The 16819-nt window shown below is 52.9% G+C and carries 17 protein-coding genes and 1 tRNA gene; 15 read left to right on the top strand and 3 right to left on the bottom strand.

Annotated elements, in window-relative coordinates:
- Positions 1–7: 7 nt before the first annotated feature.
- The gene (rnc, locus tag ACL02P_RS08260) at positions 8–712 is read left to right on the top strand and encodes a ribonuclease III (protein ID WP_260071225.1); all 705 of its coding nucleotides are present in this window, start codon (positions 8–10) and stop codon (positions 710–712) included.
- 356 nt (positions 713–1068) lie between these two features.
- Here the strand turns inward: rnc and ACL02P_RS08255 are convergent, their stop codons facing one another.
- A complete protein-coding gene (locus ACL02P_RS08255; RefSeq protein ID WP_412837083.1) occupies positions 1069–2481 on the bottom strand; it encodes a serine hydrolase in 1413 nt (470 codons plus the stop codon).
- A 179-nt stretch (positions 2482–2660) separates the two neighbouring features.
- Between ACL02P_RS08255 and smc the strand changes: the two genes are divergently transcribed.
- The 9 genes from smc (at position 2661) to trmD (ending at position 12170) form a co-directional block, all read left to right on the top strand.
- Complete coding sequence (gene smc / locus ACL02P_RS08250) at positions 2661–6233, top strand: chromosome segregation protein SMC (RefSeq protein WP_412837082.1); 3573 nt, start codon at positions 2661–2663, stop codon at positions 6231–6233.
- A 167-nt stretch (positions 6234–6400) separates the two neighbouring features.
- Positions 6401–7408 carry a signal recognition particle-docking protein FtsY gene (gene ftsY / locus ACL02P_RS08245; protein ID WP_323076437.1) on the top strand — a complete coding sequence of 336 codons (1008 nt, stop codon included), beginning with the start codon at positions 6401–6403 and terminating at the stop codon, positions 7406–7408.
- A 103-nt stretch (positions 7409–7511) separates the two neighbouring features.
- Entirely contained in the window at positions 7512–8159 is a 648-nt protein-coding gene (gene trhA / locus ACL02P_RS08240; RefSeq protein ID WP_412837081.1) for a PAQR family membrane homeostasis protein TrhA, read from the top strand.
- A gap of 182 nt (positions 8160–8341) precedes the next feature.
- Positions 8342–8695 (top strand): putative DNA-binding protein, encoded by a 354-nt coding sequence (locus ACL02P_RS08235; RefSeq protein WP_009222975.1) that lies wholly within the window; start codon positions 8342–8344, stop codon positions 8693–8695.
- Between the two features lie 51 nt (positions 8696–8746).
- On the top strand, positions 8747–10123 hold the full coding sequence (ffh, locus tag ACL02P_RS08230) for a signal recognition particle protein (RefSeq protein ID WP_009222976.1): 1377 nt from the start codon (positions 8747–8749) through the stop codon (positions 10121–10123).
- 38 nt (positions 10124–10161) lie between these two features.
- The gene (gene rpsP, locus ACL02P_RS08225) at positions 10162–10434 is read left to right on the top strand and encodes a 30S ribosomal protein S16 (protein WP_009222977.1); all 273 of its coding nucleotides are present in this window, start codon (positions 10162–10164) and stop codon (positions 10432–10434) included.
- Positions 10435–10456: 22 nt separating this feature from the next.
- Positions 10457–10687 carry a KH domain-containing protein gene (locus ACL02P_RS08220; protein ID WP_009222978.1) on the top strand — a complete coding sequence of 77 codons (231 nt, stop codon included), beginning with the start codon at positions 10457–10459 and terminating at the stop codon, positions 10685–10687.
- Positions 10688–10825: 138 nt separating this feature from the next.
- Entirely contained in the window at positions 10826–11344 is a 519-nt protein-coding gene (gene rimM, locus ACL02P_RS08215; RefSeq protein ID WP_412837080.1) for a ribosome maturation factor RimM, read from the top strand.
- Between the two features lies 1 nt (position 11345).
- Positions 11346–12170 carry a tRNA (guanosine(37)-N1)-methyltransferase TrmD gene (gene trmD / locus ACL02P_RS08210; protein ID WP_260071229.1) on the top strand — a complete coding sequence of 275 codons (825 nt, stop codon included), beginning with the start codon at positions 11346–11348 and terminating at the stop codon, positions 12168–12170.
- On the opposite strand, the gene ACL02P_RS08205 is transcribed toward trmD, so the two are convergent.
- Together ACL02P_RS08205 and ACL02P_RS08200 are read right to left on the bottom strand one after the other, a co-directional pair.
- Positions 12145–13071: a polysaccharide deacetylase family protein gene (locus ACL02P_RS08205; RefSeq protein WP_260071230.1), complete on the bottom strand. Its 927-nt coding sequence runs from the start codon at positions 13069–13071 to the stop codon at positions 12145–12147. The two genes, trmD and ACL02P_RS08205, sit on opposite strands and share 26 nt — an antisense overlap.
- Positions 13072–13195: 124 nt before the next feature.
- Positions 13196–13720, bottom strand: a complete 525-nt coding sequence (locus tag ACL02P_RS08200) for a stalk domain-containing protein (protein WP_009222982.1) — start codon at positions 13718–13720, stop codon at positions 13196–13198.
- A 249-nt stretch (positions 13721–13969) separates the two neighbouring features.
- Between ACL02P_RS08200 and ACL02P_RS08195 the strand changes: the two genes are divergently transcribed.
- The 5 genes from ACL02P_RS08195 (at position 13970) to ylqF (ending at position 16779) form a co-directional block, all read left to right on the top strand.
- A tRNA-Pro gene (locus tag ACL02P_RS08195) sits at positions 13970–14043 on the top strand.
- Between the two features lie 167 nt (positions 14044–14210).
- A complete protein-coding gene (locus ACL02P_RS08190) occupies positions 14211–14471 on the top strand; it encodes a hypothetical protein (RefSeq protein WP_009222983.1) in 261 nt (86 codons plus the stop codon).
- Between the two features lie 241 nt (positions 14472–14712).
- Complete coding sequence (gene rplS / locus ACL02P_RS08185; RefSeq protein ID WP_059045398.1) at positions 14713–15057, top strand: 50S ribosomal protein L19; 345 nt, start codon at positions 14713–14715, stop codon at positions 15055–15057.
- Between the two features lie 122 nt (positions 15058–15179).
- Complete coding sequence (lepB, locus tag ACL02P_RS08180; RefSeq protein ID WP_397376645.1) at positions 15180–15848, top strand: signal peptidase I; 669 nt, start codon at positions 15180–15182, stop codon at positions 15846–15848.
- Between the two features lie 67 nt (positions 15849–15915).
- Positions 15916–16779 carry a ribosome biogenesis GTPase YlqF gene (gene ylqF / locus ACL02P_RS08175; protein WP_260071976.1) on the top strand — a complete coding sequence of 288 codons (864 nt, stop codon included), beginning with the start codon at positions 15916–15918 and terminating at the stop codon, positions 16777–16779.
- The last annotated feature ends 40 nt before the right edge of the window (positions 16780–16819 follow it).

Below are 16819 nucleotides of genomic sequence, written 5' to 3'. Positions count from 1 at the left end.
AAGTCCGGTGAATGGAGATCTGAAGCAGTTACAGCAAAAACTTGAACTGGTATTCCAAAATCGGCAGCTTCTGAAACAAGCCTTCACTCATGCGTCATACGTGAATGAGCATCGCTTCAGTCAATATGAGGATAACGAACGGCTGGAGTTCTTGGGCGATGCCGTTCTCGAATTGACCGTTTCGGAGCATTTATATCGGTTATTCCCGGATCGTCCTGAAGGCGAGCTGACCAAATTGCGCGCCGCGATCGTCTGTGAACCGTCGCTCGTGAAATTCGCCGAAAACCTGGAGTTTGGAAAATACGTCCTGCTAGGCAAAGGCGAGGAGTTGACGGGTGGGCGAACTCGTCCTGCATTGCTCGCGGATGTGTTCGAATCCTTTATTGGCGCTTTGTACTTGGACCAGGGCCTGGAAGCAGTTACTGCGTTCCTTCATCGCCATGTATTCCCTAAATTGACCCTTGATGGCAAGCTGTCGACCGGCGACTTCAAGACGGAGCTGCAGGAATTGACGCAGCATCATGGCATGGGCACATTGGAATACCGGATCATTGAAGAACGGGGACCGGCCCATGAGCGCGAATTCGTTGCGGAGGTCCGCATGGATGGGCGTCCGCTTGGCCAGGGTACTGGCAGATCCAAGAAGGAAGCCGAGCAGCAGGCCGCCGCCGTGGCGCTGGAGTTGCTTAAGAGCTCTGAGCTTGGCGGTTAACCAAGTCATTTTGAAACAAAAAAGGTCGTCCCTGTCACTTGAAGCTCAAGCGGGGGACGACCTTTATTCATATCCACTGCCTTCCGAAGATCTGTAACGCTGACCACAGTTGTTATTTGTAGTGAAACGTGAAGTTGAAAGATGTAACGCTTGTAGGAGAGCTTATTAAGCGATTTCTCCTTAAAAAAACGGGGTTTCACAGAAAATAAGCATGCTGATCAGCGTTAGATAATGGAACGTGTGCATTTTGCCCAAATAAGCATCCTGGTAAGCGTTAGAGTATATGCGATGCGAGTACGGGTACTTAAAGACGGATACTTATTCAGTACAGGGATGCCGTAACGATTCAACAAAGCTTAAGGCAGCCGCTTTCTGAGCTCGGTCATCAGCGTCAACGTATCCATGCCGGCGTGGTTGCCGAGCAGGATGATCGTATACCCGTCGCCAAGCTCCCGGGACATTCCGGTGGCGTAGCCGGTGCCGCTGCCGTTGTGAAAGACGCGCGTCACTCCGTTTTCCTCTCGGATCATCCAGCCGTAGCCGTAATTTCTCCCAGAATACGGGGTGAACATTTGGTCAATAGACGCTTGGCTAAGCACTTGCTCCGTTTCAAACGAGGTGATCCACTTTAACATATCGTCTGCCGTGGAATATAACGTGCCGGTCCCCGATTGGGAGATATAAGGCCCGGCCGGAGCCCAGATATGATCCCCCCTACTTACATAGCCCTGAAGGACTGCAATCGAGGGCTTCGCTTCGCCGGTGTCTTTTAAACCCAGCGGCTCCCAAATGCTCTGCTTCAGATATTCCCCATAACTCATCCCCGAGGCTTTCTCGATGATCCCTGCCAGCACGACATAACCGCTGTTGCTGTACATAAATTTGCTGCCCGGTTCACTCAGCAGCGGTTTGGAGCGGATCGCTTCGATGGTATCTTGCAAGGACAGGCCCGCAACACGTGGAAAGTTGGGGTTGATGCCGGACAGGTGGGATAGCAGCAGGTGAATAGTAATCCGATCCCCACTAGGAAAACCGGGGAAATACGACTCTAATGTATCGTCTAGGTGAAGCTTTCCCTCCTCCGCGAGCTTCATGACGGCCGCCGCCGTAAACGATTTGGTCAGCGATCCAATGCGCGACTTTTGATCGGCCCGGACGAGCTGGTTATCGCCGTCATATCCGTACCCTTTGCGCAGCAGGATCTGGTCACCTTTAGCAATCATTGCGATGCCGGAGTACTTCTGGGCTTGCAAATAGCGGTCAGCTACCTCGGTTTCCGAAGAACGGATTGTCGCTGCGTCCGGGGTCAAGGCAACGTGCATCGTTCCTGACATTGCCACGGCATCCACCTCAGCCTTCAGCACTTCGGCTAAAGCCCGCAAAGGCACCAAGGTGACGCCGCCTTGATCTAACGAATTTACGCCGATCCGGAGCGGGTTTCCGTTGACGCTGAACAGATCCGTCCCCGCGCGGTGCAGGATCGTGTCCCCGTGTACCCGAAGCTCGGCAGCACGTTTCGTAGTATTCCATCGTACTTCTGCACCCAGGTATTCCGCCGCTTCACGCAAAGGGGCATAGGTCACGCCGCGATAAATGAGGGGCTTGGTTGTCCAGGCAACGGATTGCCCCCCTACGGTCACAGTTACGGATTTCCCCGCCTGCGTCTGCGAAGCGGAAGCCACTGGCAGTCCCGGCGATCCGAGGGAAGCCGTCCCAAGGCATACAGATATCATGATGCCGGCCAGGCGGGAAAGTTTTTTTGTGCTCATCAATGTTGCTCCTTTTACCGATATAAGAGGTTGGATTTTTTTCTATCACACTAGCAAAAAGTGCCTTAAATTTCAAGCGAATGAGAGAAGCGTCATGCCGCGCAATCTTCCGCGACGGATAGCCTGTCCTCCAGGGCTTGGGGTATGTTACAATAGTCGGTAGAGGTGATCGTGAACGTATGTTTTTGAAACGGATAGAGTTAGCGGGCTTCAAATCGTTCGCCGATAAGACGGAGATGGAATTCGTCCGCGGAATTACCGCCGTGGTTGGACCTAACGGCAGCGGTAAGAGTAACATCTCCGACGGGATCCGCTGGGTGCTCGGGGAGCAAAGCGCCAAGTCGCTGCGCGGCGGGAAGATGGAAGATATCATTTTTGCCGGCAGTGACGCGCGCAAGGCCGTGAATTACAGTGAGGTATCGCTGACGTTGGACAACACCGATCAAGCGTTGCCGCTTGACTTCAGCGAAGTGACGGTGACCCGGCGAGTCCATCGCAGCGGCGACAGTGAATACTTCATCAACAAGCAGCCCTGCAGGCTGAAGGATATCACCGAGCTGTTTATGGACACGGGGATCGGGAAGGAAGCGTACTCTATCATCGGGCAGGGCCGGATTGAGGAAATTTTGAGCACACGCTCGGAGGACCGCCGCGGCATTTTTGAAGAGGCTTCGGGGATTGTGAAATACAAGAGCCGCAAACGCGACGCCCGCCGCAAGCTGGATGAAACCGAGCAGAACCTGCTTCGCATCAACGACTTGGTGTCCGAGCTGGAGGATCAGATCGAGCCGCTGAAGGAGCAGTCGGAGAAAGCCCTGAAGTACAAGGAATTGCGTGAGCAATTAAAAAGTAAAGAAATTTCGCTATATGTGCATCAGATCGAGCAAATCCATGAATCGTGGAGCGAGGCCAACGCCAAGCTGGCCAAGCTGCAGGAGGAGCAGCTGGCGCTGTCGACCGTTGTTTCCGCGCATGATGCCAAATTGGAGAGCGACCGGCTGGCCCTTCGTCAGGTTGAGGATCAAATCGAACTGCTGCAAAGTCAGCTGCTCGAATACAGCGAAAGCTACGAGAAAAGCGAAGGCTACGGCGAAGTGCTGAAGGAACGCGCTAAAAATCTGACTCAAAATCGCGAGCAGCTGCTTCAATCGCTGGAGATTAGTGAAGAGCGGTTCGCCCAGCGGCAGCAGGAAAAGGAGCAGCTGGCAGCCAAATTCGCTGCAGCGGAGCAGCAGCTTCATGAGCTGCGCAATGAACTGGCAGCCGAAGAGGCGAAGCTGATCGGGGTGACCGGCGGCATCAGCCAAGCGCAGGAGGACGGCCTGAAAGGCCAACTGCTGGACATCATGAACCAGATGGCGCAAGCGCGCAACGAGATCCATTATGCTGAACAGCAGAAGGAAAGCGTGAAACGCCGGATGGAACGCGCGGAAGAGGAAGGCGTCAAATGGACGGAGGAGCTGGAACGGCTCAAAGCGCGCAAGGCTGAACTGGAGAAGGTGCTAGACAAGCTGGGCAAAGAGATTGCCGATTTGCGCGGACAGTACATCCAGGAAAGCGAACGCGTGAATTCGCTGCAGAAGCTTGTGGAAGAAAGCCAAAGCAACATCCGCAAGTGGGAACAGAAGCGCGAAGCGTTGGTTTCCCGCCGCGACACGATGAAGGAGATGGAGGACGACTACGACGGGTTTGTCTTGGGCGTTAAGGAAGTGCTCAAGGCGGCCAAACGGTCGACGTTGTCCGGTGTCCACGGTGCTGTCGCGGAGCTGATTCGGGTGCCGGAGAAGCTTGAAGTCGCCGTAGAGACGGCGCTAGGCGCTGCGATGCAGCATATCGTCATGGAAAACGAAGCGGTGTCGCGGCAGGCGATCGCCTTTCTGAAGCAGCGGCAGCTGGGCCGGGCGACCTTCCTTCCGCTCGACGTAATTCGTCCGCGCCAGATTTCCGCAGCGGACAAACGTCTACTGGAGGAAGCGGACGGATTCATCGGCATTGGAGCCGATCTGGTGGGCTACGAGCCGAGGTATAAGAACATTGTCGGCAGCTTGCTCGGTAATGTCGTCTTTGCCAGCGATCTGGAGCGGGCGAACAAAATGGCCGCACGGCTGCAATACCGCTTCCGGATCGTGACGCTGGAAGGCGATGTCGTGAATGCCGGCGGTTCGATGACCGGGGGCAGCCAGCATCGCAAGAACAGCAACCTGCTGGGGCGTAAACGCCAGCTCGACCAGCTTGCCGGCGATATTCGCGAAAGCGAGGAAATGCTGGACAAGCTGCGCAAAGGGTTGGCAGACGTACGCAGTCAGCTGGCCAAGGCCGAAAGCGAGTTAACGCGACTGCGGGAAGCCGGCGATGCCAAACGGGTAGAGGAGCAAGAATGCGCCGGTGATTTGAAACAGATCGACCACGAATGGCGCCGTGTCTCCGAGCAGTTTGAGCTCTATGGCCAGGAGAAAGGCCACTACCTGAAAGAGCTCGAGGAGCTTGAAGCGACAAAGACCGCGGCGGAAGCGCGACTCGTTGAGCTGGAGAAAGAAGAGCAAACGGTGCAGCAGTCGATCCGGGCAGCCGAGTTCGCGCGTAAAGCTAGCGAATCGGCCAAGGAGGAGCTGCAGGATTTGCTGACCGGGCTCAAGGTCCGGGAAGGCAAGCTGGATCAGGAATGCCAGTCGCTGCGTGAGCAGCTGCGCCGCGCGGAGGAAGAGTTCAAGGTGCAGGAGCGTGAGCTGGGGCAGACCCGCACGATCCTGCAGTCGATTGAAGCGGACCTGAAGCAAAACGAGGAGCAGACCGTGAAGCAACGGGAAGAGCTCAACGACTTTAAGCTGAAGAAGGAACGGGCCAGCGAACAGCTGGAGCTGGAACGCGCTTCGCGCGCCGTGCTTGTGAAGAAGCTGGAGGAAGGCGAAAGCGAAACGAAAGAGCAGCGGCTTGGGCTCAAGGCCGTAGAGGAGCAGTTGCGCCAGACAGAAATCCAGGCGAACCGCCTCGACGTGGAGCTGGATAACATTCTGCGCAAGCTGTCTGAGGATTACGAGCTGAGCTACGAGCTGGCGAAGCAGCGTTACGCCGTGCCGGAGGATGTGCCGCAGACCCAGGCCGACGTGAAGGAGCTGAAGCGGCAGATCACGTTGCTTGGGGAAGTGAATCTCGGCGCGATCGAGGAATACAACCGCGTGTCGGAACGTTATCAGTTCCTCAGCGAGCAGAAGAATGATCTCGTCGAAGCGAAAACGACGTTGTACCAGGTAATCCGCGAAATGGACGAGGAGATGTCCAAACGCTTCAAAACGACGTTTGACGCCATTCGCCGCGAATTTGTGATCGTCTTCTCGAAGCTGTTCGGCGGCGGGCGGGCGGATTTGATCTTGGTCGATCCGGACAACCTGCTGGACACAGGGATCGATGTGGTGGCTCAGCCGCCGGGCAAGAAGCTGCAACACCTGCAGCTGCTCTCCGGCGGGGAGCGGGCATTAACAGCGATGGCGCTGCTGTTTGCGATTTTGCAGGTGAAGCCGGTGCCGTTCTGCGTGCTCGACGAGGTCGAGGCGGCGCTGGACGAAGCCAACGTGGTCCGTTTTGCCCAGTACTTGCGCGAATTTTCGGAGCAAACCCAGTTTATCGTGGTGACTCACCGCAAAGGCACGATGGAAGAAGCCGACGTGCTGTACGGGGTGACCATGGAGGAAGGCGGCGTGTCCAAGCTCGTTTCGGTGAAGCTGGAGGACGAAGATACGGTCGAAATCGCTTAAGCCAACAGAACATTCTCAAATACAATTTACGGTGGCTTGGGGGTCAAGACGACAGCTTGGCTCTCCTGCCACGTTTTTGTGTTTACGCGGTCTGGGGCGGAAAATTGCTTAGGCCCCCTGCGGTATGAGATAATTGAGTTCGAAGTGATGAAGGAGGACATATTCCTATGAGTTTCTTTAAGAAACTGAGAGAAAGCATTGCATCTAAAACGGAATCCGTAACGAAACAGTTCCGGGACGGGCTGGAGAAAAGCCGGAAAGGCTTTGTTGAAAAAGTGACAGAGCTCGTAACCCGGCGCAAAAAAATCGATGAGGAATTTTTCGAAGAGCTGGAGGAAATTTTGATTGGCGCCGATGTTGGCGTGAACACCGTAATGAAGCTGATCGATGATCTGCAGGCTGAAGTGAAGCAGCGCCGGATCGAGAACGCCTCGGAGCTCCAGCCGCTGCTCTCCGAGAAGCTGACCCAGCTGCTGCGCGGGGATGAGGACAGCGAAATGCATTTGAACCCGGACGGGATCAGCGTCATTTTGTTCGTTGGCGTTAATGGGGTCGGTAAAACGACGACGATCGGTAAGTTGGCCCATTTCTATAAGCAACAGGGTAAGAAGGTCATCCTGGCTGCCGGCGACACCTTCCGTGCAGGGGCGATTGAGCAGCTCGAGGTTTGGGGCAATCGAGTTGGAGTGGATGTCATCAAGCAACAGGCCGGCTCTGATCCGGCAGCGGTGATGTTCGACGCGGTTCAAGCCGCCAAGCAGCGTGGGGCCGATATTCTGCTGTGCGATACCGCGGGACGGCTGCAGAACAAGTCGAACCTGATGGAGGAGCTGAACAAGATTTACCGCGTCATCCAGCGCGAAATTCCAGGCGCTCCGCATGAGGTGCTGATGGTGCTTGATGCAACAACAGGGCAAAACGCGCTTAGCCAAGCCAAGCTGTTTGGCGAGAAGAGCGGCGTGACCGGTCTCGTGCTCACGAAGCTGGATGGCACGGCTAAAGGCGGTATTGTCATCGCCATCCGTCAAGAGCTCAGCCTTCCGGTGAAATTCGTTGGACTAGGCGAGAAGATGGAAGATCTCCAAAAATTCGATTCCGAGCAATTCGTGCATGGGTTGTTTGCCGGCTTGATTGCTGAGGAGGAAGAAGCTGAAGGGGAACCCAATGAGGCTTAATTGGGCAAGTCCCAGTAACACATTGCGGGGTTCCTTCGTATGATGCTCATAGGCAAACGCCCGGCAAGACAAACTAATCAAGAGAATTTTAGGAGGTGACAGGATGGCCAATACACATACGTATGACCGCCGTGAGGAAATTGCCAACGCGATCACTCACGGCATCGGCGCCTTGCTCAGTGTGGCAGGATTAGTGCTGTTGATCGTTTTTTCCAGCATGAAGGGCACAGCTTGGCACGTTGTCAGCTTTACAATATATGGTGCAAGCATGCTGCTGTTATACCTGTGCTCGACCCTCGTGCACAGCTTCAAGGAAGGGAAACTGAAGGATTTGTTCGAATTTTTCGACCATTCCTCGATTTACATTTACATCGCGGGGACGTATACCCCGTTTCTGCTGGTAGCCGTTAGGGGACCGCTCGGCTGGAGCCTGTTTGGCACCGTCTGGGGGATCGCGCTGCTTGGCGTTGTGTTTAAAGCCTTTTTCGTCAAAAGATTCCTGTTCCTATCGACGTTTTTCTACTTGATTATGGGCTGGTTAATCGTGATTGCCTGGGGACCGCTGACCGCGGCGATGCCGCATCAAGGGATCGTCCTGCTGGTTGCAGGCGGGCTGGCGTATACGCTGGGAACGATATTTTATGTCTGGCGCGGATTTCCTTATCACCATGCGATCTGGCATCTGTTCGTCCTCGGCGGCAGCGCAACGCATTTCTTTGCGATCTTGCTGTATCTCTTGCCGAATCATTAAGAGAACTAGGCGTCAAGCCGCTTTCCGAAGCACTGGGAGCGGCTTTTTTGCATAGAACAGCGGCTTTGGCTATGTCCTGAACTGATGTTAAGGAAAAGTGCTTGACATCCATCCCGGCATTCGGTATCATAGGAAAAGTTGATGCCTGTAAAGTGTTTTTCCTTGACGGAGGGGGTGCCCAGATGAGTCAGGAGAATAGGCTTGAGAAGACAAACCGGATCAACCTTTTGTTTGACTTCTATGAAGCGCTGCTGACGGAGAAGCAGCAGACGTTCTTGAAATATTATTTTCTCGATGATTTCTCGCTGGGCGAAATTGCCGCTGAGTTCGAGATCAGCCGTCAGGCGGTATATGAGCATATCAAACGGGCTGAAGGCATGCTGGAAACGTACGAGGAGAAGCTGGGTCTGCTGAAGAAGCACGAAGCGCGGAGCCTCGTGTTGTCCCGGTTAGGGCAGCTGGTCGAAGACAGCGACATGTCCCCGTTACATAAAGAAACCGCAAGAAATTTGCTTCGCGAGGCGGAGCAATTGTAAGATGACAATAGGAATACGGAACGATTCTTATAGAGATGGAGGTGACGAGGTATGGCATTTGAAGGTTTGACAAGCCGTTTACAGAGCGTGTTCAGCAAGCTTCGCGGCAAGGGCAAAGTTTCCGAGGACGATGTGAACGAAGCGATGCGTGAGGTTCGCCTCGCGTTGCTGGAAGCGGACGTCAACTTTAAAGTCGTCAAGGAATTCATCGCCAAGGTGAAGGAGAAGGCGGTCGGCAAAGAGGTGATGGACAGCTTTACGCCGGGCATGGTCATCATCGATATCGTCAACAAAGAGCTGACCGAGCTGATGGGCGGAAGCCAAGCCAAGCTGGCTCGCAGCAATCGGCCGCCAACTGTCGTGATGATGGCAGGTCTGCAAGGGGCTGGGAAGACGACAACCTCGGCGAAGCTGGCCAAGCTGCTGCTGAAGGAGAATCACCGGCCGCTGCTGGTCGCAGGGGACATTTACCGTCCGGCGGCAATCAAGCAGCTGCAGGTGCTCGGCGAGCAGATCAAAGTGCCGGTGTTTACGTTGCCGGAGGGCAACAGCCCGGTTGAAATTGCCCGTCAGGCGCTGCAGCATGCGAAGGATAACGGCAACGACTATGTGTTGATCGATACCGCAGGCCGGCTGCATGTGGACGAAGAGCTGATGGAGGAGCTGCGGCAAATCCATGAAGTGACGAACCCGGACGAGGTCTTGCTCGTGGTGGACGCCATGACCGGTCAGGACGCGGTTAACGTTGCGGAGAGCTTCAATCAACAGCTGACGCTCACTGGCGTCGTGTTGACCAAGCTCGACGGCGATACCCGCGGCGGTGCGGCGTTGTCGGTTAAGGCCGTAACCGGCTGTCCGATCAAGTTTGCCGCGCTTGGCGAGAAGATCGATGCGCTGGAACCGTTCCATCCGGAACGGATGGCATCGCGGATTCTTGGCATGGGCGACATGCTGTCGCTGATTGAGAAAGCCCAAGCCAACATCGACGCGGAAAAAGCGAAGGAAATGGAACGGAAAATGCGCAATGCGGAGTTTACGTTCGAGGATTTCCTGGAGCAAATGGAGCAGGTGAAGAAGCTGGGCCCGCTGGATCAGCTCATGGACATGATCCCCGGCATGGGCAAGATGAAGCAGATGCAGAACGTCAAGGTGGACGAGAAGCAAATGAGCCGGGTAGAGGCCATCGTGCATTCGATGACCAAAGAGGAGAAGCAGAATCCCGATATGATCAATCACAGCCGGCGCAAACGGATCGCTGCAGGCAGCGGAACCACGCTCGCCGACGTCAACCGCTTGATCAAGCAATTTGACGAGATGCGCCGCGTGATGAAGCAGTTCTCCGACATGATGGGGCCGAAAGGCAAAGGCAACAAAATGTTAAAGCAATTAAGCAAGGCTGGCAAAGGGATGAGATTCCCTTTCCGTTAATCGATAGCAAGGTTCATTCTTAGAAGGAGGTGAATTTCGTGGCAGTTCGTATTCGTTTGAAACGTATTGGTGCTCATAAAGCTCCTTTCTACCGTATCGTGGTTTCGAATTCCCGTTCCCCGCGTGACGGTCGTTTTATCGAGGAGATTGGTTACTACAACCCGGTTGCTGAGCCGGCCGTAGTCAACATCGATGAAGAGAAAGCATTGAAATGGCTCCAAGACGGTGCACAAGCATCCGATACCGTTCGCAATCTGCTGAGCAAAGCAGGCGTTATGAAGAAATTCCATGAGCTTAGACAGCAGAAATAATTGCTGATTCGGAGGGTCGTAAATGGAACAATTAGTCGGCGTTATTGCGAAGGCTCTTGTTGATCATCCGGACGACGTGCGCGTAGATGTCGTGGAGAAGGACCACCTGATTGTGTATGAGCTCTCCGTACATCCCGACGATGTAGGGAAGGTTATTGGCAAGCAGGGGAGAATCGCCAAGGCGCTTCGCACCGTCGTAGCATCGGCAGCGGTCAAGATGGATAAGCGGGTCACCGTGGATATCATGTCTTGAGCGTTAACTTCATAATGATAGACGAAAGCGGGTTAGGATGTTTGTCCTAGCCCTTTTTCGTACATGCTGAAGCAGAAGGATCCTGGCAGTTGGGACAAGCTGCGAGTATGATGAGGAGATAGCACTTGGGAGGTTAATATGTCGGATTCATTGTTATCGGTAGGCAAAATCGTAAATACGCACGGGATACGTGGGGAGCTTCGCGTGCTGCTGCAGACGGACTTTCCGGAGGTGCGCTTCGCACCGAAGAGCCGGCTTCTGATTGTTCATCCCGAAACGGGGGAACGGCTGGAGGTCACCGTGCAATCGGCGCGGCCGTACAAACAGATGTATATTGTTAAATTTGCCGAATTCTCCAATATCAACGATGTGGAACGGTTTAAAGGCCGCAACTTGAAGGTGAGCAAGGCGGAATCGGTTGAGCTTCCGGAGAACGAATATTATTTCCATGAAATCATCGGCTGCAGCGTGGTTTCCGATGAGGGGGAAGAGCTGGGGGAAATCGTGGAGATTTTGCGGCCCGGCGCGAATGATGTATGGGTTGCCAAGCTGCCAAACGGTAAACAGCTGCTGCTTCCGGTGATCGATGACGTTGTATTGGACGTCAACGTGAAGGAGAAAATCATTACAGTGCATTTGATGGAAGGACTGTTGTAGGATGCGCGTGGATGTGTTGACCTTGTTTCCTGAAATGTTCGCCGGCGTATTTGGCAGCAGCATCCTCGGCAAAGCTCAGGACAAGGGGATTGTGTCCTTCAACGCCATTAACTTCCGGGACTATGCAGGCAATAAACATGGAACCGTTGATGATACGCCTTATGGCGGCGGCGGAGGGATGGTGCTGAAGCCGGAACCGATTTTTCGTGCGGTTGAAGATTTGCTTGGACGGGAGGTTGATGGGGAAAACGGAGATACAGCGAAAGATCCGGCAGCTGCTGCAGAACCTGACCTGACGCCAAACCCTTCCGTTCGTCCACCGCGCATTATCCTGATGTGTCCGCAAGGCGAGACGTTTACGCAGAAGAAGGCGGAAGAATTAGCCCAGGAAGATCACTTGATTTTTATTTGCGGGCATTATGAAGGTTACGATGAACGGATTCGCCAACACTTGGTCACCGACGAGTTATCGATTGGCGATTATGTACTGACCGGGGGCGAGCTGCCGGCGATGGTGGTCATCGACAGCGTGACGCGCCTGCTGCCCGGGGTGTTAGGCAATGAAACAAGCGCGGTCACCGATTCGTTTAGCACCGGACTGCTGGAATACCCGCATTACACACGTCCCGTTGAGTTTCGCGGCTGGAGAGTGCCGGATATTCTGCTCAGTGGACATCATGCCAATGTCGATGAATGGCGGCGCAAGGAAGCGTTACGGCGGACGTGGGAGCGACGCCCCGATCTGCTTGAGAAGGTGGAGTTATCCCCTAAGGACTTGCGCTGGCTGGAAGAAATCAAAGCTAATGCTCCGAAAGGGAAGGATTAAGTAACTTCTCCATGTCTGTGTCCGATGTGACCGTTAAGCGGTTTAAAGCCATTAACCGGTCACCGGGTTGAACAAAGCCCTGGCGAACGGTGAAAGCCATGCGGTAGCCGTTCTCCTGCAGCTCATAAATCATCTGTTGGGATTTCTCGCCATACGGGTAAGCAAAGTAAGGAGAGTCGACCCCATTTTCCTTCATCTTGTCGATATCGGCTTGGATCAACGTGGAGTCTAGCCCTGCGGATGCAGCAACCCCGCATTTTTGAAAGCCTTTGTAATGCAGATTGTACGTGTGGCTGTGAAACTCGAATACATCGCGCGCAGCATGGATTTCTTCCTTTGAAAGATACGTTTTCTTCGTGGGATCAAAGTTTTGGGTTTCTTCTTCGATTTTACTGCCGATGACAAAGATTGCTGCTTTAAATCCATAGGTTTTGAGAATCGGATAAGCGTAAATATAGTTATTTTGATAGCCGTCATCAAAGGTAATCACCACGCTCTTGGCCGGCAGGGAGATTTGTCCTCTGACGTATTGTTCAAGTTCGCTTAAAGAGGCGGTATAATACCCCTGCTCATGCAGATAGGCCATCTCTGCTTCAAAAGCCTCAAGATTGATGATGGATTTGTTGCCAGGCTCTTGATTGTATTGCTTCGGGGTTATGTAATGATACATCAGTACGGGCACTTGTGCGGCGGTGCCTGGGGCAACCGCAAAGTCCTTCGGCAGGGTGGGGTATTCCTCATGCTTCGCATGGCTTGAAGTAAACACCTTCGTTTTTACCATATCCCATGAGGTACAAGCCTTACGGGCCATTACCGTATTCGGATGGGTCACTGCGGCCGAATACACAAAAATCGAAATTGCTGCGAAAAATAGTACATACTTTGCTAATCTTCTTCTCATTTCTCCACAAACTCCTATTTTACTCTATTAGATCTATTTTATTCGCTCTCTCCAAAAAAGTGGTTACGATTTGTTAGCCTACATCAAAACCAAAAACCCCCGGTAGATTTACCGAGGGTTTTGCTTATTCGAATGATTCGACGATATATCCGGCGGCGATGACGTCTTTTTTGCTTAACACAATCGACCCCAGCTCTTTCTTAACAGTGATCAAATGAGACTTGTTCGTAACGACAGAAGTCGTTTCTCCATCCTTAAGGTTTGCGGCATTAAGGCTAAATGCGGTTTCGCCTCCCGCGCGAACAACGTATACATTGGCGGTATCTTCAGATTGCGAAGCGGAAAGGCGCGGGTTTGCAGCGATCAGATCGGATAAGGTGATCCATTCCTTCTTTGAACTGAACGAAATCGTTTTGGTCGCACCATCGTAGGTTGTGCTGTAATTAAACAAGCTTGCGGCTTCACGAATCGGGACATAGGTCGTTCCATTAAAGACCAGCGCATCCGCGGTCAGCTTGGTTTGCCCATTCACCACGTAATTGAAGTATTTGATGGTCGCTTTGACCGTTTTTACCGCAGGAGCAGCCCCCGCCACGGATGCCGAGCCAATTAAGGCACACGCCGTAACCGCGAGTACGAACTTTTTCATTCGATTCCCTCCAATCGATTATCGTCCTTTAAAAATATTACATAGAAGCTTATCTAATGATATAGGATTTGTGGGTTATTTTGCTGGGAGCAGATCAGACGAAGGGACTAGCCCTAATCCAGAGAGATTGGGTCTTAGGCTTGCGCCTAAGCTCTTGCGAGGGTGCGCGCTTATGGCTTATAATGGAACTACGCGATTGACATAAGGTTAACGTTGAACGGCAAATCGTTAACCACCATGAGTGATTATCGGGGTATGGCGCAGTCAGGTAGCGCGCACCCTTGGGGTGGGTGAGGCCGTGGGTTCGAATCCCGCTACTCCGATCTTTAGCAAACCGAAGGAACAGGCAAATTTCAATTGAATTTTGCCTGTTCCTTTTTTATACCGCGCAAGCTATCAAGACAGTTGCCTCAAACCGTTAGTCGCCCATACCGTTCGTCCACTGCTCTCATACTATGCATTAGCTTGCATAAGGAAGGGGAACAAGGGAATGGAAGAGATATATTATAATTGCTTACAATGCATGGGGAAGCGTGTTCGGATTTTAACCCGTGATGGGGCTGTACACGAAGGCACGATTGTGAAGGTTGACCGGAACAACGTATATTTAAAAAAATCGGGGAAAGGCCGGGCTCAAATCTCGGCATTTTATCCGCCCTACTATGGTGGCTACGGGTACGGTCCTTATGGAGCGGCCGACGAAATTTTGACGCTGAGCCTGTTCACGCTCTTGGCGATTGCTTTAATTTAAGGCTGAAACGTTCGCCTCCAAGGGATTGGAGGCATTTTTTTGTTCAATTTTGGATAGGATAAATTTAGGATATCCCCTGATAACCCTTGCCTTGTAGAACTTATATTTTTCTTGCGAAGCCTATGGGATTATGGTAAAATTCAATTTGTTGTGAATTCGGTGGTCCGCTGCGGATGATGAAGAAGAACAAGAGGTTCTTTGGAAGAGGCATGAACACCTGAGTGGAAGGAGGGAGTCCTAGATGAATATCGTACAAGCGATTACGCAAGAACAGCTTCGCAAGGATATTCCGAGCTTTCGTCCTGGTGACACCTTGAAAGTGTTCGTTAAGGTTATCGAGGGATCTCGTGAACGTGTCCAATTGTTCGAAGGTGTTGTGATTAAGCGTCGTGGCGGCGGAATTAGCGAAACTTTTACGGTTCGTAAAATTTCCAACGGTGTAGGCGTGGAAAGAACTTTCCCGCTTCATTCCCCGAAAATCGATAAAATCGAAGTGGCTCGCCGTGGTAAAGTGCGTCGTGCGAAGTTGTATTATCTTCGTGAGCTTCGCGGTAAAGCAGCGAGAATTAAAGAAGTACGTCGTTAATTTTCCGTTAACGAAGAGGGGGCTTGTATCCAATCAAGCCCCTTTGCTTTTTCTTCGGGAAGTTTCGAGTTCATTCACTACCTCCAGTACATATTTTAAGAGATAAGGGGAGGTCACGATCCATGGAGAAGCATGAACGTCAGGATTATCCGGAGGTTTCGCCGTCTTCCGGACGGGTGGAGCAGTCGCCAGACGGGCCAGGAGCGGTGCAAACGCCGCCTGCGGGCAAGAAGGAAAAAAGCGAGGCGCTGGAGTGGCTGAAAGCTATCGCCATCGCCGTTGTGCTGGTTCTCCTGATTCGTTGGCTTTTCTTTGCTCCGTTTATCGTCGACGGCCCGTCGATGCAGCCAAACTTTCATACGGGAGAACGGATCATCGTCAACAAGATCATTTATGATATCCGCGCTCCAAAGCACGGCGAGGTCATTGTTTTCCACGTTCCGTCGGAGGGGCGGGATTTCATCAAACGTGTAATCGGCGTCCCTGGGGATACCGTTCAAGTGGAAGGGGATACGGTGACGGTCAACGGGAAGGTCGTAGACGAGAAGTACATTAAAGATGTCGTGATCGAGAAGCATAATAATAACGAGCTGTACAATACGGAAGCGAATTTTCCCAACGAGCTGGTTCCGGATGGAACCGTGCCGGAAGGATACGTATTTGTACTGGGGGATAACCGCTCGAATAGCACGGACAGCCGGCGGATCGGTTACGTACCTTACAAAGACATCGTAGGTCGGGCAGATCTGGTGTTCTGGCCGCTGTCGGATCTGAAGTTTATCCGGCACTAGACGTTGCGCAATAGAATGGGAGAAACGTGAGGGAAGGCGCGTTCTTGGGACAGTGAGGTGAAGGTATATGACAATTCAATGGTTTCCCGGCCACATGACCAAGGCACGCCGGCAAATCCAGGAGAAGCTCAAGCTGATCGATGTGGTCATCGAGCTCCTTGACGCGAGGTTGCCTCTGTCGAGCCGCAATCCGATGATCGATGAGATTTTGCAAGGCAAGCCGCGCTTGATCGTATTAAATAAATCCGATTTGGCCGACCCTGCGGTTACGCGGCAATGGATTGCTTATTTTAAGGAAGAAGGGCATCTGGCCGTTGAAGCAGACGCCGCCAGCGGGCAAGGCTTAAAGGAGATTCCCCGCTTGGCCAAGGAACTGCTGAAGGAGCGGATCGAGAAGCAAATCGCCAAAGGCATCAAGCCCCGGGCGGTTCGAGCTTTAATTGTCGGAATCCCGAATGTTGGGAAATCAACGCTGATTAATGGCTTAGCTGGTCGTAAAATCGCCGCCACCGGCGACAGACCCGGCGTCACCAAAGGTCAGCAATGGATCAAGGTTGGCACGGAGATGGAGTTACTCGACACGCCGGGTATTTTATGGCCGAAGTTTGAGGATCAGAACGTCGGCTACCGGCTGGCCGTGACCGGTGCGATCCGCGAAGAGATTTTGAACGTGGAAGACATCGCTTTTTTTGCCGTAAAATATTTGGTCCGGTATTACTGGGAGCCGTTCAAAGCGCGGTTTGAGCTGGATCAGCCGCCGCGAGACTTCGACGATCCGGACGAAATCGTTGCGATCATGGAAGCGGTGGGGCGTAAACGCGGTTGCCTCATCAGCGGTGGACGAGTGGATTTGGAGAAAGCATCGGGGATTCTGCTTCGCGAATTGAGAGCCGGGAAGCTGGGCAGATATTCGTTGGAAGCCCCCTATTAATAAATGAAAGCCGCTGGCGGTTTGGAGATCCTTCTTCAGA

Origin of the sequence: Paenibacillus sp. MB22_1, from assembly GCF_047200555.1 — a bacterium.
GTDB lineage: Bacteria > Bacillota > Bacilli > Paenibacillales > Paenibacillaceae > Fontibacillus > Fontibacillus phoenicis.
Note: the sequence above shows the minus strand (reverse complement) of the source record. Positions and strands in the feature narration are given on the sequence as shown.

What these genes read in the sequence shown, in the direction of transcription:
- ffh (WP_009222976.1), top strand. Translation starts at nt 8,747, where the DNA reads ATGGCATTTGAAGGTTTGACAAGCCGTTTACAGAGCGTGTTCAGCAAG.
- ftsY (WP_323076437.1), top strand. Translation starts at nt 6,401, where the DNA reads ATGAGTTTCTTTAAGAAACTGAGAGAAAGCATTGCATCTAAAACGGAA.
- ACL02P_RS08255 (WP_412837083.1), bottom strand. Translation starts at nt 2,481, where the DNA reads ATGAGCACAAAAAAACTTTCCCGCCTGGCCGGCATCATGATATCTGTA.
- ACL02P_RS08235 (WP_009222975.1), top strand. Translation starts at nt 8,342, where the DNA reads ATGAGTCAGGAGAATAGGCTTGAGAAGACAAACCGGATCAACCTTTTG.
- ACL02P_RS08220 (WP_009222978.1), top strand. Translation starts at nt 10,457, where the DNA reads ATGGAACAATTAGTCGGCGTTATTGCGAAGGCTCTTGTTGATCATCCG.
- rimM (WP_412837080.1), top strand. Translation starts at nt 10,826, where the DNA reads ATGTCGGATTCATTGTTATCGGTAGGCAAAATCGTAAATACGCACGGG.
- trhA (WP_412837081.1), top strand. Translation starts at nt 7,512, where the DNA reads ATGGCCAATACACATACGTATGACCGCCGTGAGGAAATTGCCAACGCG.
- trmD (WP_260071229.1), top strand. Translation starts at nt 11,346, where the DNA reads ATGCGCGTGGATGTGTTGACCTTGTTTCCTGAAATGTTCGCCGGCGTA.
- ylqF (WP_260071976.1), top strand. Translation starts at nt 15,916, where the DNA reads ATGACAATTCAATGGTTTCCCGGCCACATGACCAAGGCACGCCGGCAA.
- ACL02P_RS08190 (WP_009222983.1), top strand. Translation starts at nt 14,211, where the DNA reads ATGGAAGAGATATATTATAATTGCTTACAATGCATGGGGAAGCGTGTT.
- lepB (WP_397376645.1), top strand. Translation starts at nt 15,180, where the DNA reads ATGGAGAAGCATGAACGTCAGGATTATCCGGAGGTTTCGCCGTCTTCC.
- smc (WP_412837082.1), top strand. Translation starts at nt 2,661, where the DNA reads ATGTTTTTGAAACGGATAGAGTTAGCGGGCTTCAAATCGTTCGCCGAT.
- rplS (WP_059045398.1), top strand. Translation starts at nt 14,713, where the DNA reads ATGAATATCGTACAAGCGATTACGCAAGAACAGCTTCGCAAGGATATT.
- ACL02P_RS08205 (WP_260071230.1), bottom strand. Translation starts at nt 13,071, where the DNA reads ATGAGAAGAAGATTAGCAAAGTATGTACTATTTTTCGCAGCAATTTCG.
- ACL02P_RS08200 (WP_009222982.1), bottom strand. Translation starts at nt 13,720, where the DNA reads ATGAAAAAGTTCGTACTCGCGGTTACGGCGTGTGCCTTAATTGGCTCG.